An 18,482-nucleotide genomic window follows, 5' to 3' on the forward strand; every position below is an offset into this window, starting at 1 on the left:
GGACGAGGGCACGATGTGGGCGAGCACGTTCGCCCTGACCGAGGTGACGGCCGAGGTGGAGGCGCGCATCAGCGCACTCGTGAAGCAGGCGGTGAGCTGAGGCCCGGCCGAGCCGCTGACCGGCGTCATCGTGGCCGACGCGCTGCTGCCGGCCGTCGACTCGCTGGACGAGAACCGGTCAGTGGAACACTCCCATCAGCTCAGCGCGCTGCGCGAGCAGCTCCTCGGCCCCCAGGAGAGCCGCGCGCGCCGGTCGGCCCAGCCGAATGACCGGGTCACACGAGGTCCCGCGCTCCGCTAGCCTCGCGTAAGTTACGCACGCGCTGGGACGGAAGGTACCCAAGTTGATCGGCTGGTTCGAAGCGGTGGTCCTCGGACTCATTCAGGGATTGACGGAGTTTCTGCCGATCTCCTCCAGTGCCCACATCAGAGTCGTGTCGGCGTTCTTCGGCTGGGAGGACCCCGGTGCGGCGTTCACCGCGGTGATCCAGCTCGGCACCGAGGCCGCGGTGGTGATCTATTTCCGCAAGGAGATCTGGGAGATCATCTCCACCTGGACCCGGGCCCTGTGGACGCCCGTCCTCCGCAAGCACTACGCCGCCCGGATGGGCTGGTACGTCATCATCGGCACCATCCCGATCGTCGTCCTCGGCCTGGCCTTCAAGGACTCCATCGAGACCGCCTTCCGCGACCTGCGCCTGATCGGCACGACGCTGATCGTCTTCGGCCTGATCCTCTGGTTCGCCGACCGCACCGCCCGCAACAAGCTCACCCTGGACCGGCACCTCAGCTTCACGCACGCCCTGATCTACGGCGCCGCCCAGTCGCTCGCCCTGATCCCGGGCGTCTCCCGCTCCGGCGGCACGATCAGCGCCGGCCTGCTGCTGGACTACCGCCGCGAGGAGGCCGCCAAATACTCCTTCCTGCTGGCCATCCCGGCCGTGCTGGGCGCGGGCGTCCTGGAGCTGTTCAAGATCGGCGAAGGCGGCGCCCCCGAGTGGGGCCCGACGATCCTGGCCACCGTGATCTCGTTCATCGTCGGCTACGCCGCGGTGGCGTGGTTCCTGAAATACATCAGCACCCACCGTTTCACCGGATTCGTGATCTACCGGATCATCCTCGGCATCGTCATCATCGCCCTGGTGAGCTTCGATGTCCTGAACCCCCTGGCCTGAGCCCCGGCACCACCGGGCCCGCACCACGCGGGCCCGGCCCCCGGCGCCACCGGGCCGCACCACGCGGGCCCGGACCCCGTTCCACGTCCGGCGCCGGGTTCGGGGAGACTGGCCGGGTGCGTTCCGACTGGTCCGGCCTCCCCGTCCGCCACGTCCTGCCCGAGCTGCTCGCCGCCCTGGACGAGCACGGCGCCGCCGTGCTCACCGCGCCTCCCGGCACGGGCAAGACCACGCTCGTCCCGCTCGCGCTGGCCGGACTCCTCGACGGCTCTCCCCCGAAACGGGTGATCGTGGCCGAGCCCCGCCGGATGGCGGTGCGGGCGGCGGCCCGGCGGATGGCGTGGCTGCTGGAGTCGGAGGTGGGCGCGGAGGTCGGGTTCACCGTACGCGGCGAGCGCAGGGCGGGCGCGGAGACGGTCGTCGAGGTCGTCACCACCGGGGTCCTCCTGCAGCGGCTCCAGCGCGACGCCGAGCTCGACGGCGTGGACGTGGTGCTGCTGGACGAATGTCACGAACGCCACCTGGACGCCGACACCGCCCTGGCCTTCCTCCTCGACGTCCGCGCCACGCTCCGTCCCGACCTGCGGCTCATCGCCACCTCCGCCACCGCCGACGCCGCGCCCTGGGCCCGGCTGCTCGGCTCCGGCGCGGCCGGCGGCCGCCCGGCGACCGCCGCGCCCGGGCCTGACACGCCGCGGGCCGCGCCGATCGTGCACGCCTCCGGATCCATGCACCCGGTCACGCCCGTCTGGGCGCCTCCCACCCGGCCGGTGACGCCCCCGCGCGGCCTGCGGGTGGACCCCGCGTTCCTGTCCCACGTCGCCGACGTCGTACGGCGCGCGCTGGGCGAGCACGGCGGGGACGTGCTGTGCTTCCTGCCCGGGGTCGGCGAGATCGGCAGGGTGGCCGCGATGCTCGGCGGCGTGGAGGTGCTGCAGGTCCACGGCCAGGCCCCGGCGCACGTGCAGGACGCCGTGCTCTCGCCCGGCCGGGAACGGCGGGTCGTGCTCGCCACCTCGGTCGCCGAGTCGAGCCTGACCGTCCCCGGGGTCCGGATCGTGGTCGACTCCGGCCTCGCCCGCGAGCCCCGCACCGACCATGCCCGGGGCCTCGGCTCGCTCACCACCGTCCGCGCGTCCAGGGCCGCCGCCGCCCAGCGCGCCGGCCGGGCCGGGCGCGAGGCCCCCGGGGTGGTGTACCGGTGCTGGTCGCAGGCCGAGCACGACCGGCTCCCCGACCACGCCCAGCCCGAGATCGCCCTCGCCGACCTGACCGGCTTCGCCCTCCAGGCCGCCTGCTGGGGCGACCCCACGGCCGCCGGACTGGCCCTGCTCGACCCGCCGCCGCCCGCCGCGATGGAGGCGGCGCGGCGGACCCTGCACGCGCTGGGCGCCCTCGACGGCCGGGTCACCGACCGGGGACGGCGGATGGCCGGCGCCGGGGTCCACCCCCGCCTGGCCCGGGCCCTGATCGACGCCGGCCCCCGGGCCGCCGAGGTGGTGGCGCTGCTGTCCGAGCAGCTCCCCAGGGAGTCGGGCGACGACCTGGTCGCGCTCTGGCGCTCCGCCCGGCGCGGCGGCGACGGCTTCTCCGCCCGCTGGCGCCAAGAGGCGAGACGCCTGTCCCGGGCAGTCCCCCCGCGGGAGCGGCCCGGCCGGGACCCGGCGCCGGGACGGACCTCCGTACCGGCCGGAGCCGGTGACGACGCCGTGGCCGGGCTGGTGGTGGCGCTGGCCTATCCGGAGCGGGTCGCGCGGCGGCGGGGCGGATCGTATCTGATGGTCTCCGGGACGGCCGCCGAGCTGGCCCAGGGGTCACGGCTCGGCGCGGCGGAGTGGCTGGCGATCGCGGTCGCGGACCGGCCGGTCGGGGCCGCCTCCGCCCGGATCAGGCAGGCCGTCGTCATCGACGAGGAGATCGCCAGGCTCGCCGCCGCGCCCCTCCACCGCTCCGGCGAAGAGGTGGTGTGGCGGATCCCGCCGGGAGAGCGGCGCGGCGACGTCTCGGCGCGCCGGGTGGAGCGCCTCGGCGCCGTCGAGCTGTCGGCCGACCGGCTCCGCGCCGCCGACGTCAGACCCGCCGTCCTGGACGGCCTGCGCACCGAGGGCCTGGCGATCCTGCGCTGGACCCCCGAGGCGGTGGCCCTGCGCGAGCGCCTGGCCTTCTGCCACCGGACGCTCGGCGAGCCGTGGCGCGCGGTGGACGACGACGCCCTGATCGACGGCGCCGACCTGTGGCTGGAGCCCGAGCTGTCCCGCGTCCGGCGCCGGGCGGACCTGGAACGCCTCGATGTGGCCTCCGCCCTGCACCGTCTGGTCCCGTGGAGCGCCCGCCTGGCGGACGTGGCGCCCGAGCGGATCGAGGTGCCCAGCGGATCGCGGATCAAAGTCGACTACTCGGGCGAGCGGCCGGTGCTGGCCGCCAAGCTGCAGGAGCTGTTCGGCTGGGACGAGGCCCCGCGCGTCGCAGGGGTCCCCCTGGTCATCCACCTGCTCTCCCCCGCGGGCCGCCCGGCGGCCGTCACCGCCGACCTGGCCTCCTTCTGGCGCGAGGGCTACCGCGCGGTCCGCGCCGAACTGCGCGGCCGCTACCCCAGGCACCCCTGGCCCGAGGATCCCCTGTCGGCGGTCGCGACCCGCCGCGCCAACCCCCGCCGCTGAGCCCCGCCGCCCGCCGGGCCCGGGGACCTCAGAGGCTCAGCCGGTCCCTGGTCGGGACGATGTCCTCGAACCGGGAGACCGGCAGGTCCATCGAGTAGACCGCGCCGCCGACGGCCGCCGCGAGGGATCGGGCCGCCCGGTAGACGGTCTCCATGTCGGACCGGTGCGGATCGTCGACGTCGAGCTCCAGGTCGACCGAGTGGTCCGGCTCGGCCACCGGCCAGTCCGGGGGCGGCCAGTCGTAGGTGACGCGGATGGGGTCGCCGTGCTTGCCGTCGAGGTGGCAGAGGCCGAGCTCGTGGTCGTGGCGGACGGTGCGCTCGCCGAGAGACGGGCGCAGCAGCTCGGCCACCCGTTCGCAGCCGAGCGGAGGGCGGTCGCCGATGCGCACCTCGACGTCCACGTGGCCGTCGTGCTCCTGCGGCGGGTGCAGCGCACCGCCGAGACGGCTGGCGAGGCCGTTGAGCAGGAGGCAGGCCATGGACCGCAGCCCGTCCCGGGCGATGATCGCCCCGCGCCGGTCGGCGGGGACACCCGCGAGGACGGCCTGTCTCTCGGTGATCTCGACGTGGCGCACCTTGGTGCCCTTGACGACGTACCAGTCACCCGACGTCGTGAGACCGGGATCGTACTGGCGGAGCAGGCCCTCCAGCCTGTCCGGGTCGGCCGGGTGGTGGGTGAGCAGAGCGGGGTGACGGCGCAACTGGCGGGCCGTGCGATCGAGGAACCACATGCTCCGAGTCTGCTGGCCCGTGCTTGGGACTCACTTGCGAGCAGGCGGGGACGTGACTTGCGGGCCCCAAGCGGAGCCGGCGGACGCCCCACACGGAGCGGCCCGGCCCCCACGCGGAGCGGCCCGGCGCCCCCGCCCGGGCCCGCCGGGGCGGCCGCGGCGGAGCCGAAAAACCGTTGGCGTCCTGGTGCGCGCCGCTGTTACGGTCTCCGTGACCTCGTCGGTGACTCCCGGGCTCCCGAGCCCTAGAAAGCAGTTGATTTATGTTCCGGCCCGCGCCGAGCGCGCCTCGCCGTACCGCGAAGACCTCCTGCCGCTGATCTTCTCCCGGCACCGGACGGTCTCCCGGTGCGCCGGCCTGACCGCGTCCGCCTGATCCGCGACGCCCGCCGGCCAGAACTCTTCCGAGGATCGCTCGGCCCTCTCCTGCCGCAACTGTAAAAGTCTTCTGGCAAGGAGTATCCCGGGTGCCTACCGACAAGTCCGATCTCGCCCCCAGTTCCTTTCTGCGGGTCGACACCTTCACCTGCGTCCGGTGCGGCCTGACCGTCACCAAGCTCGCTCCGGACGGCAGCCGCCGCAACCACTGCCCGAGCTGCCTGCACTCCCGGCATGTCCTCGACCGCGTCGAGGGCGGGCCGTCCGACTGCGGGTCGCGGATGACCCCGATCTCCATCGCGGTGCTGCGCAACGGGGACTGGATGGTGATCCACCGCTGTGTCCGGTGCGACCAGCTCACCTCGAACCCGATCTGCGGGGACGACAACCAGCTCATCCTCATGCGCATGGCCGTACGTCCGCTGGCACAGCCGCCGTTCCCGCTCGAAGCCTTCGGCGACCTGTGAGACGGCCCGAGACACCGGACGGGAAACGATCATGCCACGACGGAAGCCGGAGCGGAGGCGTCCTCAGCGGCGCAAGGACGTGCTGCACGGGCGGGGCGGCGCACCGGGCGACGCGTTCCGGTGCGTCGGCTGCCGGCTCGACGTGCCCCTCGTCGCGCCGGGCACCGCCCACCGCAACCACTGTCCGCACTGCCTGACCAGCCTCCACCTCGACCGGCGGACGCCGGGAGACCGGAGCGCGGACTGCCGCGGGCGCATGGCGCCGCTGAGCCTGTCGGTGAGACAGGACGGGGAGTGGATGGTCATCCACCAGTGCCTGGCCTGCGGCGAGCTCAGCGCCAACCGCATCGCCGGGGACGACAACGTGCTCGTCCTGCTACGGATGGCCCTGCGGCCGCTGTCCGACGCCCGCATCCAGATGCGGGCGCTGCTCGCCTTCTGAGACGCCTCACGTTCTGAGACGTCGCGGGAGGTGGGCCGCCTCGCGTCCCGGGGGTGCCCTCCGGGACGCGAGGCCGCTCTCCCCGCGCCGGCGAATCTCCGCGCGTGTCCGCAGATCGTGCGGCTTGCGCGGGTCCGCCTTCCGTGGGATATCTTAGTGATATCACTTCGATAGCAAAGGTGGACTTCATGGAACGACGTGCTTTCCGGATGAACGGATTCGCCGTTCTGGTCGGGCTTGTGGTCCTCGCGGTCGTCCTGGCCGCGGCCTCGCTGGTGGGCGGCATGCCCCTGCTGGCCGCCGCCGCGATCCTGTGGGGGATCGTCGCGGCCGTCGTGTCCAGCGGCTTCGTGGTGGTCAACCCGAACGAGGCGAAGGTCGTGCAGTTTCTGGGCCGCTACGTCGGGTCGGTGAGCGACGCCGGCTTCCTGTGGGTGCTACCGTTCACCACCAAGCGGCGGATCACACTCCGGGTGCGCAACTTCGAGACGGCCAAGCTCAAGGTGAACGACGCCGACGGCAACCCCGTGGAGATCGCGGCTGTCGTCGTCTACAAGGTGATCGACACCGCCACGGCCGCCTTCTCCGTCGACGACTACGAGGAGTACGTGGCGATCCAGTCCGAGGCGGCCGTCCGACACCTGGCCACCAGCCACCCCTACGACGCCCACGAGGAGGGCCGCACCAGCCTGCGCGACGGCGCCGAGGTGGCCGCCGAGCTCACCGCCGAGCTGAGCGACCGCACCCACCTGGCCGGGGTGGAGGTGCTGGAGGCCCGGATCACCCACCTCGCCTACGCCCCGGAGATCGCCCAGGCGATGCTGGTCCGCCAGCAGGCCACCCAGGTCGTCGCGGCGCGCACCCAGATCGTCGCGGGCGCGGTGGGCATGGTCCAGCTCGCGCTGACGAGGCTGGCCGAGGAGGGCGTCGTGGAGCTCGACGAGGAGCGTAAGGCCCAGATGGTCTCCAACCTCCTGGTGGTCCTGTGCGGCGACCGGGCGACCCAGCCGGTGGTCAACGCCGGCAGTCTGTATGCCTGAGCATGCCCGAGCGTAAAAAGGTCCTGCTCAGACTCGACCCGGCCGTCTACGAGGCGATCGCCAAGTGGGCGGCCGACGACCTGCGGAGTATCAACGCTCAGCTCGAATACGCGCTGCGCCTGGCCCTCAAGGCGGCGGGCCGCGAGCTCAGGCGGGCCGAACCGGGGCAGGCTCAGCAGGGCACCGCGGAGCGGGATAACACCGATGAGCCGGACAAGTCATCTGATTGAGACGTGAGAAGCTTCCGCTCACGCACTCGCCGGACCACACTCGGTTCATGTCGTGGGTGGGAAAGTCCGCAGTGGAGATGGCGGAGGCCGTGCGACGGGGAGAGGCGACCGCCCCGGCGATCGTCGAGGAGCACCTGCGGGTGATCGCCAAGTATGACGGGCGCATCGGGGCCTTCCGCAAGGTCCGCGCCGAGCGGGCGCTCGCCGAGGCGCGGACCGTGCAGGAGCGGGAGGACCTGGCCGGGCTGCCGCTCGCCGGGGTCCCGGTCGCCGTCAAGGACAACATCGCGATCCGGGGCGAGGCGACGCGGAACGGCTCGGCGGCGACGTCGAACGCCGCCGCGGCCGAGGACCATCCGGTGGTGGCCAGGCTCAGGGCGGCCGGGGCGGTGGTCGTGGGCATCACCAACGTGCCGGAGCTGTGCCTGGTGGGGTTCTCCGACAGCGTGTACGGCGTGACGCGCAACCCGTGGGACCTGAAGCGCACACCGGGCGGATCGTCGGGCGGGAGCGCGGCCGCCGTGGCCGCGGGGATGGTCCCGCTGGCCCACGGCAACGACGGCCTCGGCTCGCTGCGCATCCCGGCCGCCTGCTGCGGGCTCGTCTCGATCAAACCGGGCCGGGAGGTGGTCCCGCCGCCCGAGCACGGCTGGGACGGGCTGTCGGAGAACGGCCCGCTGGCCACGACCGTGACCGACCTCGCCCTGGCGCTGGCGGTGATGGCGGGCGACATGTCCCTGGCCACGCCCGGGGAGAGCGAGTCCCTCGAAATCGGCAGCGCCATCGACGACTACCCGGGCGGGCTCACCCCTTCGGAGCCGATGAAGCTGCGGATCGCGGTGGCCCCGGCCCCGCTGCCCCCGGGGTTCGCGATGGACGCCGAGTTCCAGGCGGCGGCCGTCGAGGCGGCCGACACGCTCGGCGCCGCCGGGCACACCGTGGTGGAGCACGGCGCCCGGATGCCGGGCTGGCTGGGCTCGGCCACGATCGCCACCTGGCTGGCGTGCGCCGCGGCGGACGCCGAGGGGCTCGACCCGCGCAGGCTGGAGCGCCGCACCAGGTCACTGGCCAGGACGGGCCGGCTGCTGGCGAGGATCGGGATGGACGGCTCGGCGGGCCGTGACCGCTGGCGCGCCCACGGGGCCGACCAGTGGTTCGGCAACGCCGACGTGCTCATCACCCCGACGCTCGCCACCGTCCCGCCGGCCGCCGAGCGCTGGGGCCGCCGCGGACTGCTGGCGAACATGCGCACCAACCTGACCTACGCACCCGCCACCGGGGCCTGGAACATGGCCGGCTGGCCCGCCATGACCGTCCCGTACGGCTGGCACTCCACCGGCATGCCCATCGGAGTCCAGCTCGTCGCCGCCCCGGGCGGCGAGACGCAGCTCCTGGCCCTGGCCGCCCAGTTGGAGAGCGCCCACCCCTGGCTCCGCCACGCCCCGCTCGACTGACCGCCGGCTCGACTGACCGCCGGGGCGGGCGGGACCCGCCCCGGCGGCATGAGGGGTCAGACGCCGGTGGGGTGCCAGACGGTCTTGGTCTCCAGGAAGGCCGTCAGGCGCCTGGTGCCGGGGTCGGCCGACCAGTCGGGCGTGGTGGGACGCAGGACGCGCTTGAGGTTCTCCGCCGCCGCCTCCTCGCAGGCGACCGCCAGCTCCGGGTCGGCGACCCCGGTGAGGTCGATGGCGTTGACGTCCATGTGCGCGGCCAGCCAGGGGGCGATCTCCTTGACCGACCCGGTGAGGATGTTGACCACGCCGCCGGGCAGGTCGGAGGTGGCGAGCACCTCGGCCAGGGTGATGGCGGGCAGCGGGGCCCGCTCACCGGCGATCACGACGCAGGTGTTGCCCGTGACGATCACCGGGGCGATCACCGAGACGAGCCCGAGCAGGGGCTCGTCCGGGGCGACCACCGCGACCACGCCGGTCGGCTCCGGCGAGGAGACGTTGAAGTACGGTCCGGCGACCGGGTTGGTGGACCCGGCCACCGCGGCGATCTTGTCGGCCCAGCCGGCGTACCAGACCAGCCGGTCGACGGCCGCGTCCACGACGGCCCCGGCCTTCGCCGTCCCCGCCTCGGCCAGCTCGGCGACGAACTGCGCCCGGCGGCTCTCCAGCATCTCGGCGACGCGGTAGAGGATCTGCCCCCGGTTGTACGGCGTCGCGCCGGACCAGCCGCCGAACGCCTTGCGGGCGGCGGAGACCGCGTCCCGGGCGTCCTTGCGGGAGGCCTTGGACGCGTTGGCCAGGAAGGCGCCCTTGGAGGAGGTCACCACGTAGGACCTTCCGCTCTCCGAACGCGGGAACGCCCCGCCGATGTACAGCTTGTATGTCTTGCGCACGGCCAGCCGTACGGGCTCGCGGCCACTCGACCGCTCCGCCTTACTCATCTCCCCGCCCTCTCCATGTGCTCTCCTGCTGTGCCAGCCGGGCCGGTACGAAGATCTGGCCGCAGCGGCTCACCCCGCACCGGTGGGCGAACCAGCCCCGCAACGTCGGACGGCCGGCGCGGGCGAAGTCGTGGCCGCGGGTGCTCTGGGCGCGGCGACTGCGGCGCCTGGCCCTGTGATGGTCACACATCGAGATACGCCTCCAGCCCGTGACGTCCGCCCTCTCTGCCGTATCCGGACTCCTTGTAGCCGCCGAACGGAGAGGTCGGGTCGAACCGGTTGAAGGTGTTGGCCCAGACGACGCCCGCGCGGAGCCGGTCCGCCATCCACAGGATGCGCGAGCCCTTCTCGGTCCACACGCCCGCCGACAGGCCGAACGGGGTGTTGTTCGCCTTCTCGACGGCCTCGGCCGGGGTGCGGAAGGTCAGCACGGACAGGACCGGGCCGAAGACCTCCTCCCGGGCGATCCGGTGCGACTGGGCGACGCCGGTGAAGATCGTCGGCGGGAACCAGAAGCCCTTGTCCGGCAGCGGGCAGACCGGCGACCAGCGCTCGGCGCCCTCCGCCTCGCCGAGGTCCGACAGCTCACGGATCTTGGCGAGCTGGGCGGCGGAGTTGATCGCGCCGATGTCGGTGTTCTTGTCCAGCGGGTCGCCCAGGCGGAGCGTGCCGAGCCGCCGCTTCAGCGCGTCGAGCAGCTCCTGCGCGATCGACTCCTGGACCAGCAGGCGGGAGCCCGCGCAGCAGACGTGCCCCTGGTTGAAGAAGATCCCGTTGACGATGCCCTCGACGGCCTGGTCGAGCGCGGCGTCGTCGAACACGATGTTGGCGGCCTTGCCGCCGAGCTCCAGGGTGACCTTCTTGCCCGACCCCGCGACGGAGCGGGCGATCAGGCGGCCGACCTCGGTGGAGCCGGTGAAGGCGACCTTGTTCACGTCCGGGTGGTTCACCAGGGCCGCGCCGGTCTCGCCCGCGCCGGTCACGATGTTGACCACGCCGGGCGGGAGGTCGGCCTGCCGGCAGATCTCGGCGAACAGCAGCGCGGTCAGCGGGGTGGTCTCGGCCGGCTTGAGGACGACCGTGTTGCCGGCGGCCAGCGCGGGAGCGATCTTCCACGCGAGCATGAGCAGCGGGAAGTTCCACGGGATGACCTGGCCGGCGACGCCGAGCGGCCTCGGGTCGGCGCCGTAGCCGGCGTAGGCGAGCTTGTCGGCCCAGCCCGCGTAGTAGAAGAAGTGCGCCGCGACCAGCGGCAGGTCGACGTCGCGGGACTCGCGGATCGGCTTGCCGTTGTCCAGGCTCTCCAGCACGGCCAGCTCGCGCGAACGCTCCTGGATGATGCGGGCGATCCGGAACAGGTATTTCGCCCGCTCGGAGCCGGGCATCGCCGACCAGGTGCCGAACGCCTCGCGGGCGGCCCGGACGGCCCGGTCCACGTCCTGCTCGGAGGCGACGGCCACCTCGGCCAGGAGCTCCTCGGACGCGGGGTTGATCGTCTTGAGGGACGTGCCCGTCCCGTCGGCGAACTCGCCGCCGATGAACAGGCCGTAGGACGGCTTGATGTCGACGACGTCGCGGGATTCGGGGGCCGGTGCGTATTCGAACATCGATCAGTCCAGGGTGAAGTAGTCGGGACCCGCGTACCGGCCGGTGGCCATCTTCTGACGCTGCATCAGCAGGTCGTTGAGCAGGGTGGAGGCGCCGAGGCGGAACCAGTCGGGGGTCAGCCAGCCCTCGCCGACGGTCTCGTTGACCAGGACGAGCATCTTGATGGCGTCCTTGGTGGTCCGGATGCCGCCCGCGGGCTTCACCCCGACCTTGCGGCCGGTCGCCGCGAGGAAGTCACGGACCGCCTCCAGCATGACCAGCGTCACCGGAAGGGTCGCGGCGGGCTGCACCTTGCCCGTGGAGGTCTTGATGAAGTCGCCTCCGGCCAGCATGGCCAGCCACGAGGCGCGCCGTACGTTGTCGTAGGTCGACAGCTCGCCGGTCTCCAGGATCACCTTCAGGTGCGCGTCACCGCAGGCGGCCTTGATCGCGGCGATCTCCTCGAAGACCTTCAGGTAGTCGCCGGCGAGGAACGCGCCCCGGTCGATCACCATGTCGATCTCGTCGGCCCCGGCCGCCACCGCGAACGCGGTGTCGGCGACCTTGACGTCCAGGGACGAGCGCCCGCTGGGGAACGCGGTCGCGACGCTGGCCACCTTCACGCCGGAGCCGCCGAGCGCGCCGACGGCCTGAGCGACCAGGTCGGGGTAGACGCAGACGGCCGCCACCTTGGGCACGGCCGGGTCACTCGGATCGGGACGGACCGCCTTGGCGCACATCGCGCGGACCTTGCCCGGCGTGTCGGCGCCTTCGAGGGTCGTCAGGTCCACCATGCGTATCGCCAGGTCGATGGCCTCCGCCTTGGCCGTCGTCTTGATGGATCGGGTGCCGAGCGTCGCGGCCCGCTGGTCCGCGCCCACCCGGTCGACACCGGGGAGGCCGTGCAGGAAGGCCCGCAGCGTGACGTTGGACGCGGCCACGTCGGCGAGCGGAGCAGTCATAGTTGACACCTCTCCAGAATGCCGACTGGTGTGATTAGTTCCAAACTGGACGCTGCCCAGTCCCTCCACTCGTTTTCGTCAACATTCGCCGAGTTCAGCCGTGGGTACGGCGGGGTGCCGCCCCGCCGTACCCACGGGCGCCCGCACCGGGTACGGCCCCGCGGCCGGAAGGGCACCGGTATCGGGTACGGCCCCGCGGCCGGAAGGGCACCCGCACCGGGCGTACGGCACGTCGCGGCAGCTCACGGGCATGCCTAAGGCGGGGGGGGACCGGCGCCGCGGGATGCCTCCCGGCGCGTCTAAGGCGGTGGACCGGCCCGGCCTAGGTAGTCCCGGGCCGCGGGCCGCCGGCAGATAAGGCATCCGCCCGATGTGGGGGTGGGGGCCTTAGCGCGAATCTTGAGTGTGTAAGGGAATGGCACCACTCGAGGAGGAACCCGAAATGGGTCCCGAGCTTCACTATCAGATGATCATCAACCGCACCGCCGAGCTCCGCGAGGAGGCGGCCGACCACCGCCGCGCCCGCCAGCTCCTGTCCGCCAAGAAGAACCGCTCCGAGGGCGGGCGCAGGCGGAGCCTCTTCGGCAAGACCAGCGCGGCATGACCCCGTCACGAGAGCCCGGCCGTATCCTCCCGTCCGGCCGGGCCTCTCAGGCTCCGTAGCCCTTTCGCTGAACGATAAATAGGGCGATAGCTACATATAAGGCGTGACATGCTGGACGACATGATGGGTCGGGCGGTAAGCCCCGTCTTCGTGGGACGGGAGGAGGAGCTCGCGGGCCTGGCCGAGGCCTTCGAGCAGGCGCGCAACAACGCCGCCGCCGCCGTCCTGCTCGGTGGCGAGGCGGGAGTCGGCAAGACCCGGCTGATCGGATACTTCGCCGGACGGGCCGCGGACGACGGAGCGCACGTGCTCATCGGCGGCTGCGTGGAGCTGTCCACCGAAGGTCTCGCCTACGCGCCGTTCACCGCGGCGATCCGCCAGCTCGTCCGCGAGCAGGGCGCCGAGGAGGTCGCGGCCCTGCTGCCCGACGGCGCGGCGCGTGACCTGGCCCGGCTGCTGCCCGAATTCGGCGAGCCCAGCGGTGACGTGGAGACCGAGACCGCCCGCGCGCGGCTCTTCGAGCAGATCCTCAACCTGCTGGAACGGCTGGCCGAACGCCGCCCGGTGATCCTGGTCATCGAGGACATCCACTGGGCCGACCGCTCCAGCCGCGACCTGATCGCCTTCCTCAGCCGCAACCTGCGCACCGCGCCGGTCCTGATGATCCTCACCTACCGCTCCGACGATCTGCACCGCCAGCACCCGCTCCGGCCGGTGCTCGCCGAGCTCAGCCGGGTGGAGGGGGTCCTCCGGCTGGACCTGCCCCGGCTCACCCAGGACGAGGTGGCCGCCCAGATGGCCGGCATCCTCGGCACGACCCCCGAGTTCGCCCAGGTCGGCAAGGTCTTCCAGCGCAGCGAGGGCATCCCCCTGTTCGTCGAGGCACTGGTCGAGTGCGGCGGCGACTGTTCCTTCCCCGAATCCCTGCACGACCTGATCATCGGCTCCGTCGAGCAGCTCCCCGACGAGACCCAGCGGGTGCTGCGCATCGCCGCCGCAGGCGGGATCCGGGTGGGCCACGCCCTGCTCGCCGCGGTCAGCGGGCTGTCCGACGTGGACCTGGAGGACGCGCTGCGGCCGGCCATCGCGGCCAACGTGCTGCAGGTCGCCGACGGCCGCGCCTACGCCTTCCGGCACGCGCTGATCCGCGAGGCCGTGCACGAGGAGCTCCTGCCCGGCGAGCACGTGCGGATGCACGCCCGCTTCGCCGAGGAGATCAGCGGTGACCGCACGCTGGTCCCGCCGGGCCGGGCCGCCATCGAGATCGCCCATCACTGGTACTCCGCCCGCGACGACCTGTGGGCCCTCATCTCCGCCTGGGAGGCCGCCGCCAAGGCCGCCAAGACCTTCGCCTACAACGAGAAGATGCAGCTGCTGGAGCGGGTGCTCACGCTGTGGAGCAAGGTCCCCGACGCCGCCGGGCGGATCGGGGTGGACCACACCACGGTCCTGGAACACGCCTCGGAGGCCGCCCACGCCTGCGGCGAGATCGACCGGGGCGCCAGGTTCGTCAAGGCCGCGCTGGAGGAGCTCGACGAGCGGACCGATCCCGCGCGGGTGGCCGAGCTCGTCGTACGGCGGGCGCAGTTCAAGATGGCCAAGCGGAAGGCGGGGGCGCTCGACGACCTCCGCTACGCCGAGCGGCTCGTCCCCGGGCCGGTGCTGGAGCGCGCCCACGTGCTGTCCAAGCTGGGCTCCTTCCTGGCCTTCAGCGGCGAGGTGGCCGAGGGGACCGCGCTCACCGAGGAGGCGCTGCGGATCGCCCGCGAGCACGGGGACGAGTGCCTGGAGGCCGACCTGCTGCTCAACCTCTCGCTGGGCCACTCGATCGCGGGACGTCTCGACACCACGATCGCCGTCAACTCCACCGCCCAGGCGATCGGCGAGCGCGTCGGCTCCGGCCGCATCATCCTGCGCGCCCTCGCCAACAACGTGGACGCGCTCAACAACATGGGCCGCTCGGCCGAGGCCGTGGAGCTGGCTCTCGAAGGCGAGCAGCTGGCCAGGAAGTACGGCCGCTACCGCGTCCAGGGCACGTTCATCGCCAACAACCGCGCGGAGGCGCTGGAGGCGCTGGGCCGCTTCGACGAGGCGGCCCAGCTGGCCGACCAGGCGATCACCATGGACCCGACCCTGCGCACCCGGCACCACCTGCGCCGGATCCGCGCGGACGTGGCGGTCGCGCGGGGCGAGACGGACGTGATCAGGTCTGTCCTGAACGAGGTGGACGCCGCCGCGCCCCTCCAGGAGGAGTTCACCCAGGAGCTGTCGGCCAACGCCCGGCTCAAGATGGGCCTGCACCTGCTGAGCGGCGAACCGCTGGCCGCGTTGGAGGTGGCCGAGGAGGTCGTCCGCACCGCACGGATCATGAGCAAGCCCATGCTGGGCTGGCGGATGCTCGCCCTGCTGTCGGGGGTCTGCGAGACCGTCGAGACGCTCGTGCCCGAACGGGCGGCGGTGCTGCGCGCCCACGTCGAGGAGGCCGGGGCCACGATGACCGTGGACAGCCCGGTCGCCGAGGCCTACCGGCTCTGCCTCAACCGCGACCACGACGCCGCGGCCACCGCCTGGGAACGGCTGGACCGCCCCTTCCCACGTGCCAAGTCGCTGCTCCACGCGGGGCGGGCCGCGGCCGCCACGGGCGACCGCGAGGGCGCCGCCGTACGGCTGCGCACGGCCCACCCGATCGCCCTCGCGCTGTCGGCCCGGCCCCTGGCCGCGGAGATCGAGTCCCTGGCCCGCCGGGTCGGGGTGGCGCTGACGCCGGAGGCGGTCCCGGACCCCGACCCGCTGCTGACCCCGCGTGAGCAGGAGGTGCTCCGGCTGGTCGCCCAGGGGCGGTCCAACCGCGACATCGCCGCCGAGCTGTTCATCTCGGCCAAGACGGTGAGCGTCCACGTCTCCAACATCCTGGGCAAGCTCGGCGTCTCCACCCGCGGTGAGGCCGCCGCGGCCGCCCACCGCCTCGCCCTGATCGGCTGACCTGCTGCATCATTGGATCGGTCGGGACCGGCGAGAGGGGACGTGCGTGCGCAGCGAGGACGGCATCACCGTCGGCATGGCCCCGCCTCCTTCCGAGGCGGCGGGAGTGCGTGGCGCGATCGCCGCCAACCTGCGCCGCACCCGCCTGGCCCGGGGCCTCAGCGTCCGCGAGCTGGCCGAGCTGACCGGGGTGAGCAAAGCCCTCATCTCCCAGGTCGAGCGGGGCGTCGCCAACCCGACGGTCGAGGTGCTGTCCCGGCTGGCGACCTCTCTTGAGCTGACCTTCGGCGAACTGACCCGGATCCACCTGGTGGGGCCCGAGGTGATCCGCAGGAGCGAGAGCGTCCCCCTGCCGGTCGGCGACACCACCGTCCGCACCCTGTTCGCCGCTCCCGACCGGCGCCGCTTCGAGCTGGCCGAGGGCGACATCCCGGCGCGCACCCGCAGCGCGAAGAGCTCGCACGGCCGGGGATCGGTGGAGCACGCCTACGTCGTCGAGGGCGAGGTGACCGTCGAGACCGAGGAGTGGTCGGTGACCCTCACCGCGGGCGACGCCCTCCGGTTCGCCTCCGAGTCCGACCACGTCTACACCACCGGCGCCGTCCCCTGCCGGGTCCTGACGCTGATCTCCTTCTCCGAGGACTGACACCCCGCACCGCGCGACGCGACGAGTACGGCGAGCGGCCCGGGCGGGTGACGACGCGGGGGCGAGGTGCGCCCTGCCTGGCCAGCGTCGCCGCCGACCCGCTGCGGCGACCAATACCCGCATTCATAACCTGGCGGAATGGATGCCGGTCCCGGCGGCCCGTCCCGCCTTCCCGCCGTCGAGGGCCGCCGGGAGCCATCGAGAGCCGTCGGGGACCTCCGGAGCCACCGGGGTCTGTCGGATCCGTCAGGCCAGCCAGCCGCCGGAGCCGTCGGGGACACTGGCCAGCAGGGCCCGGGTGTAGGGGTGGGCGGGAGCGTCGAGGACCTGGTCGGCGGGGCCGGCCTCCACGCACTGACCGGCCTCCAGCACATACAGCCGGTCGGCGATCTGGCGGACCACCGCCAGGTCGTGGGTGATGAACAGCATCGCCATCGACAGCCGCTCCCGCAGTTCGGTCAGGAGCCCGAGGATCTGCGCCTGCACCGAGACGTCGAGCGCCGACACCGGCTCGTCGCAGATCAGCAGACGGGGCTCGCCCGCCACGGCGCGGGCTATCGCCACCCGCTGCCGCTCGCCTCCGGACAGGCCGGCCGGGCGCATTCCCGCCATGTCCCGGCCCAGGCCGACCGACTCCAGCAGCCGGGCGACGTCGTCCGGCGCGGCGGGCCGGCCGTCGGCCCGGAGGGCCTCGGCCAGGGCCGCGCCGACGGTCCGGGCGGGATTGAGCGTCGAGTAAGGGTCCTGAAAGATCATCTGGGCCGTGCGGCGGGCCTGGCGCACCGCGCCGCGGCCCATCCGGCCGTAGTCGGAGCAGTCGGCGCCGCCGAGCAGGATCGTGCCGGAGTCCGGGCGCTCCAGCCCGGCCACGCACCGGGCCAGCGTGGTCTTGCCCGACCCCGACTCGCCGACCACGCCGACGACCTCGCCCGGCGCGACGGACAGGCTCACCCCGGCCAGCGCGGGCCGCCGCGCTCCGGCGAACGTCCTGCGCAGGTCGCGCACCCGCAGCACCGGGTCGGCGGTGACGGGGAGCGGGGGCGCGACGCCCGGCTCGGGCGCGGGCGGCGCGGGGAGCTCGGCGGCCCGCAGACACGCCGACAGCCGCGCGCCCCGTACGGCGGACGGGCCGGCCTCACCCCGTACGGCGGACAGACCGGCGGACGAGTCGGCCTCACCCCGTACGGCGGGCATACCGGCTGATGCATCGGGACCGTGCCCTGCGGCGCGCAGCGCGGGCGCGCCGGCGCGGCACTCGGCCACCACGAGGGCGCACCGGTCGGCGAAGGCGCACCGGTCGGCCACGGCGTCGTGGGCGGGCACGGAACCGGCGACGGCGGGGATGACGGCGAGCCGCCGGTCCGCGGGCGGCTCGGCCGCCAGCAGGGCCCGGGTGTAGGGGTGGAGCTGTTCCTCCCGTACGGCCGCCGCCCCGCCGACCTCCATGATCCGGCCGGCGTACATCACCATGACCCGATCACAGGTGGAGAAGGCCAGGCGCAGGTCGTGCGTGATGAGCACGAACGCCATGTCCCGCTCGCGCTGGACACGCCGGACGAGGGCGAGCACCTCGCGCTGGGTGGTGGCGTCGAGCGCGGTCGTCGGCTCGTCGGCCAGCAGCACCCGCGGCCCGCCGGCGAGCGCGGCGGCCAGCCCGACGCGCTGCCGCATGCCGCCGGAGAGCTGGAAGGGGTAGCGCCCGGCCACGTCGGCGGGCAGGCCGACCTCCGCCAGCAGCCGGGGCACCTCGACCGCCGCGTCGGCCCCGCGCGGCAGCCCGTCGGCGATCTGCCGCCCGGCCCTGCGCAACGGGTTGAGCAGGGTGAACGGATCCTGCATGAGGAGGGAGACCACGTCGCCGCGCTGCCGCGCCCGGGCACGCGGGTCGTCGTCCACCCGCTCGCCCGCGATGCGCACCTTCCCGGCGGCCTCCAGCCCGCGGGGCAGCAGGCCGAGCACCGCCCGGACCGTGAGCGACTTGCCCGAGCCGGACTCCCCCACGATCGCGACGGACTCCCCCGGCGCGACCTCGAAGGAGACCTCCGACAGCAGGGTCCGCCCGGTGGCGGGCTGGCGCACGGTGAGCCCCTCGACCGCGATCCCCGCCCCGGACCGTCCGCCGTCCCGGACCGCCGGCCCGCCCGCCTGCGACGGCCCGGCTGCCCCGGACTCGCGCTCTCCCAT

16 protein-coding genes are annotated in these 18,482 nt (G+C 73.4%); 11 read left to right on the forward strand and 5 right to left on the reverse strand.

Annotation, left to right across the window (positions count from 1 at the left end; translation table 11 throughout):
• Positions 1 to 130: 130 nt before the first annotated feature.
• From ACZ6R6_RS03980 to hrpB, 3 genes are all read left to right on the forward strand, one after another.
• Positions 131 to 301 (forward strand): hypothetical protein, encoded by a 171-nt coding sequence (locus ACZ6R6_RS03980; protein WP_470089993.1) that lies wholly within the window; start codon positions 131 to 133, stop codon positions 299 to 301.
• Between the two features lie 43 nt (positions 302 to 344).
• Complete coding sequence (locus ACZ6R6_RS03985; RefSeq protein ID WP_470089995.1) at positions 345 to 1,175, forward strand: undecaprenyl-diphosphate phosphatase; 831 nt, start codon at positions 345 to 347, stop codon at positions 1,173 to 1,175.
• 116 nt (positions 1,176 to 1,291) lie between these two features.
• Positions 1,292 to 3,835 carry an ATP-dependent helicase HrpB gene (hrpB, locus tag ACZ6R6_RS03990; RefSeq protein WP_470089997.1) on the forward strand — a complete coding sequence of 848 codons (2,544 nt, stop codon included), beginning with the start codon at positions 1,292 to 1,294 and terminating at the stop codon, positions 3,833 to 3,835.
• 28 nt (positions 3,836 to 3,863) lie between these two features.
• Here the strand turns inward: hrpB and ACZ6R6_RS03995 are convergent, their stop codons facing one another.
• Entirely contained in the window at positions 3,864 to 4,568 is a 705-nt protein-coding gene (locus ACZ6R6_RS03995; RefSeq protein WP_470089999.1) for a hypothetical protein, read from the reverse strand.
• Between the two features lie 467 nt (positions 4,569 to 5,035).
• Between ACZ6R6_RS03995 and ACZ6R6_RS04000 the strand changes: the two genes are divergently transcribed.
• From ACZ6R6_RS04000 to ACZ6R6_RS04020, 5 genes are all read left to right on the forward strand, one after another.
• On the forward strand, positions 5,036 to 5,413 hold the full coding sequence (locus ACZ6R6_RS04000) for an RNHCP domain-containing protein (RefSeq protein ID WP_470090000.1): 378 nt from the start codon (positions 5,036 to 5,038) through the stop codon (positions 5,411 to 5,413).
• Between the two features lie 31 nt (positions 5,414 to 5,444).
• Entirely contained in the window at positions 5,445 to 5,855 is a 411-nt protein-coding gene (locus ACZ6R6_RS04005; protein ID WP_470090002.1) for an RNHCP domain-containing protein, read from the forward strand.
• Positions 5,856 to 6,043: 188 nt separating this feature from the next.
• Positions 6,044 to 6,895, forward strand: a complete 852-nt coding sequence (locus ACZ6R6_RS04010; RefSeq protein WP_470090003.1) for an SPFH domain-containing protein — start codon at positions 6,044 to 6,046, stop codon at positions 6,893 to 6,895.
• A gap of 2 nt (positions 6,896 to 6,897) precedes the next feature.
• Entirely contained in the window at positions 6,898 to 7,125 is a 228-nt protein-coding gene (locus ACZ6R6_RS04015; RefSeq protein WP_470090005.1) for a type II toxin-antitoxin system antitoxin, read from the forward strand.
• A 47-nt stretch (positions 7,126 to 7,172) separates the two neighbouring features.
• Positions 7,173 to 8,579, forward strand: a complete 1,407-nt coding sequence (locus ACZ6R6_RS04020) for an amidase (protein ID WP_470090007.1) — start codon at positions 7,173 to 7,175, stop codon at positions 8,577 to 8,579.
• Between the two features lie 56 nt (positions 8,580 to 8,635).
• Here ACZ6R6_RS04020 and ACZ6R6_RS04025 read toward each other — a convergent pair whose 3' ends face one another.
• From ACZ6R6_RS04025 to deoC, 3 genes are all read right to left on the reverse strand, one after another.
• Positions 8,636 to 9,517, reverse strand: coding sequence for an aldehyde dehydrogenase family protein (locus tag ACZ6R6_RS04025; protein WP_470090008.1), 882 nt, complete (start codon positions 9,515 to 9,517; stop codon positions 8,636 to 8,638).
• Positions 9,518 to 9,699: 182 nt separating this feature from the next.
• Entirely contained in the window at positions 9,700 to 11,124 is a 1,425-nt protein-coding gene (locus ACZ6R6_RS04030) for an aldehyde dehydrogenase family protein (RefSeq protein WP_470090010.1), read from the reverse strand.
• 3 nt (positions 11,125 to 11,127) lie between these two features.
• On the reverse strand, positions 11,128 to 12,066 hold the full coding sequence (deoC, locus tag ACZ6R6_RS04035; RefSeq protein ID WP_306860106.1) for a deoxyribose-phosphate aldolase: 939 nt from the start codon (positions 12,064 to 12,066) through the stop codon (positions 11,128 to 11,130).
• Between the two features lie 442 nt (positions 12,067 to 12,508).
• On the opposite strand from deoC, the gene ACZ6R6_RS04040 reads away from it, so the two are divergent.
• From ACZ6R6_RS04040 to ACZ6R6_RS04050, 3 genes are all read left to right on the forward strand, one after another.
• Positions 12,509 to 12,670, forward strand: a complete 162-nt coding sequence (locus ACZ6R6_RS04040; RefSeq protein WP_470090012.1) for a hypothetical protein — start codon at positions 12,509 to 12,511, stop codon at positions 12,668 to 12,670.
• 108 nt (positions 12,671 to 12,778) lie between these two features.
• Complete coding sequence (locus tag ACZ6R6_RS04045; protein ID WP_470090014.1) at positions 12,779 to 15,652, forward strand: ATP-binding protein; 2,874 nt, start codon at positions 12,779 to 12,781, stop codon at positions 15,650 to 15,652.
• Between the two features lie 46 nt (positions 15,653 to 15,698).
• A complete protein-coding gene (locus ACZ6R6_RS04050) occupies positions 15,699 to 16,298 on the forward strand; it encodes a helix-turn-helix domain-containing protein (RefSeq protein ID WP_470090016.1) in 600 nt (199 codons plus the stop codon).
• A 246-nt stretch (positions 16,299 to 16,544) separates the two neighbouring features.
• Here the strand turns inward: ACZ6R6_RS04050 and ACZ6R6_RS04055 are convergent, their stop codons facing one another.
• The gene (locus ACZ6R6_RS04055; RefSeq protein WP_470090018.1) at positions 16,545 to 18,482 is read right to left on the reverse strand and encodes an ABC transporter ATP-binding protein; all 1,938 of its coding nucleotides are present in this window, start codon (positions 18,480 to 18,482) and stop codon (positions 16,545 to 16,547) included.

It is taken from the genome of Streptosporangium sp. NPDC048886 (assembly GCF_055586905.1).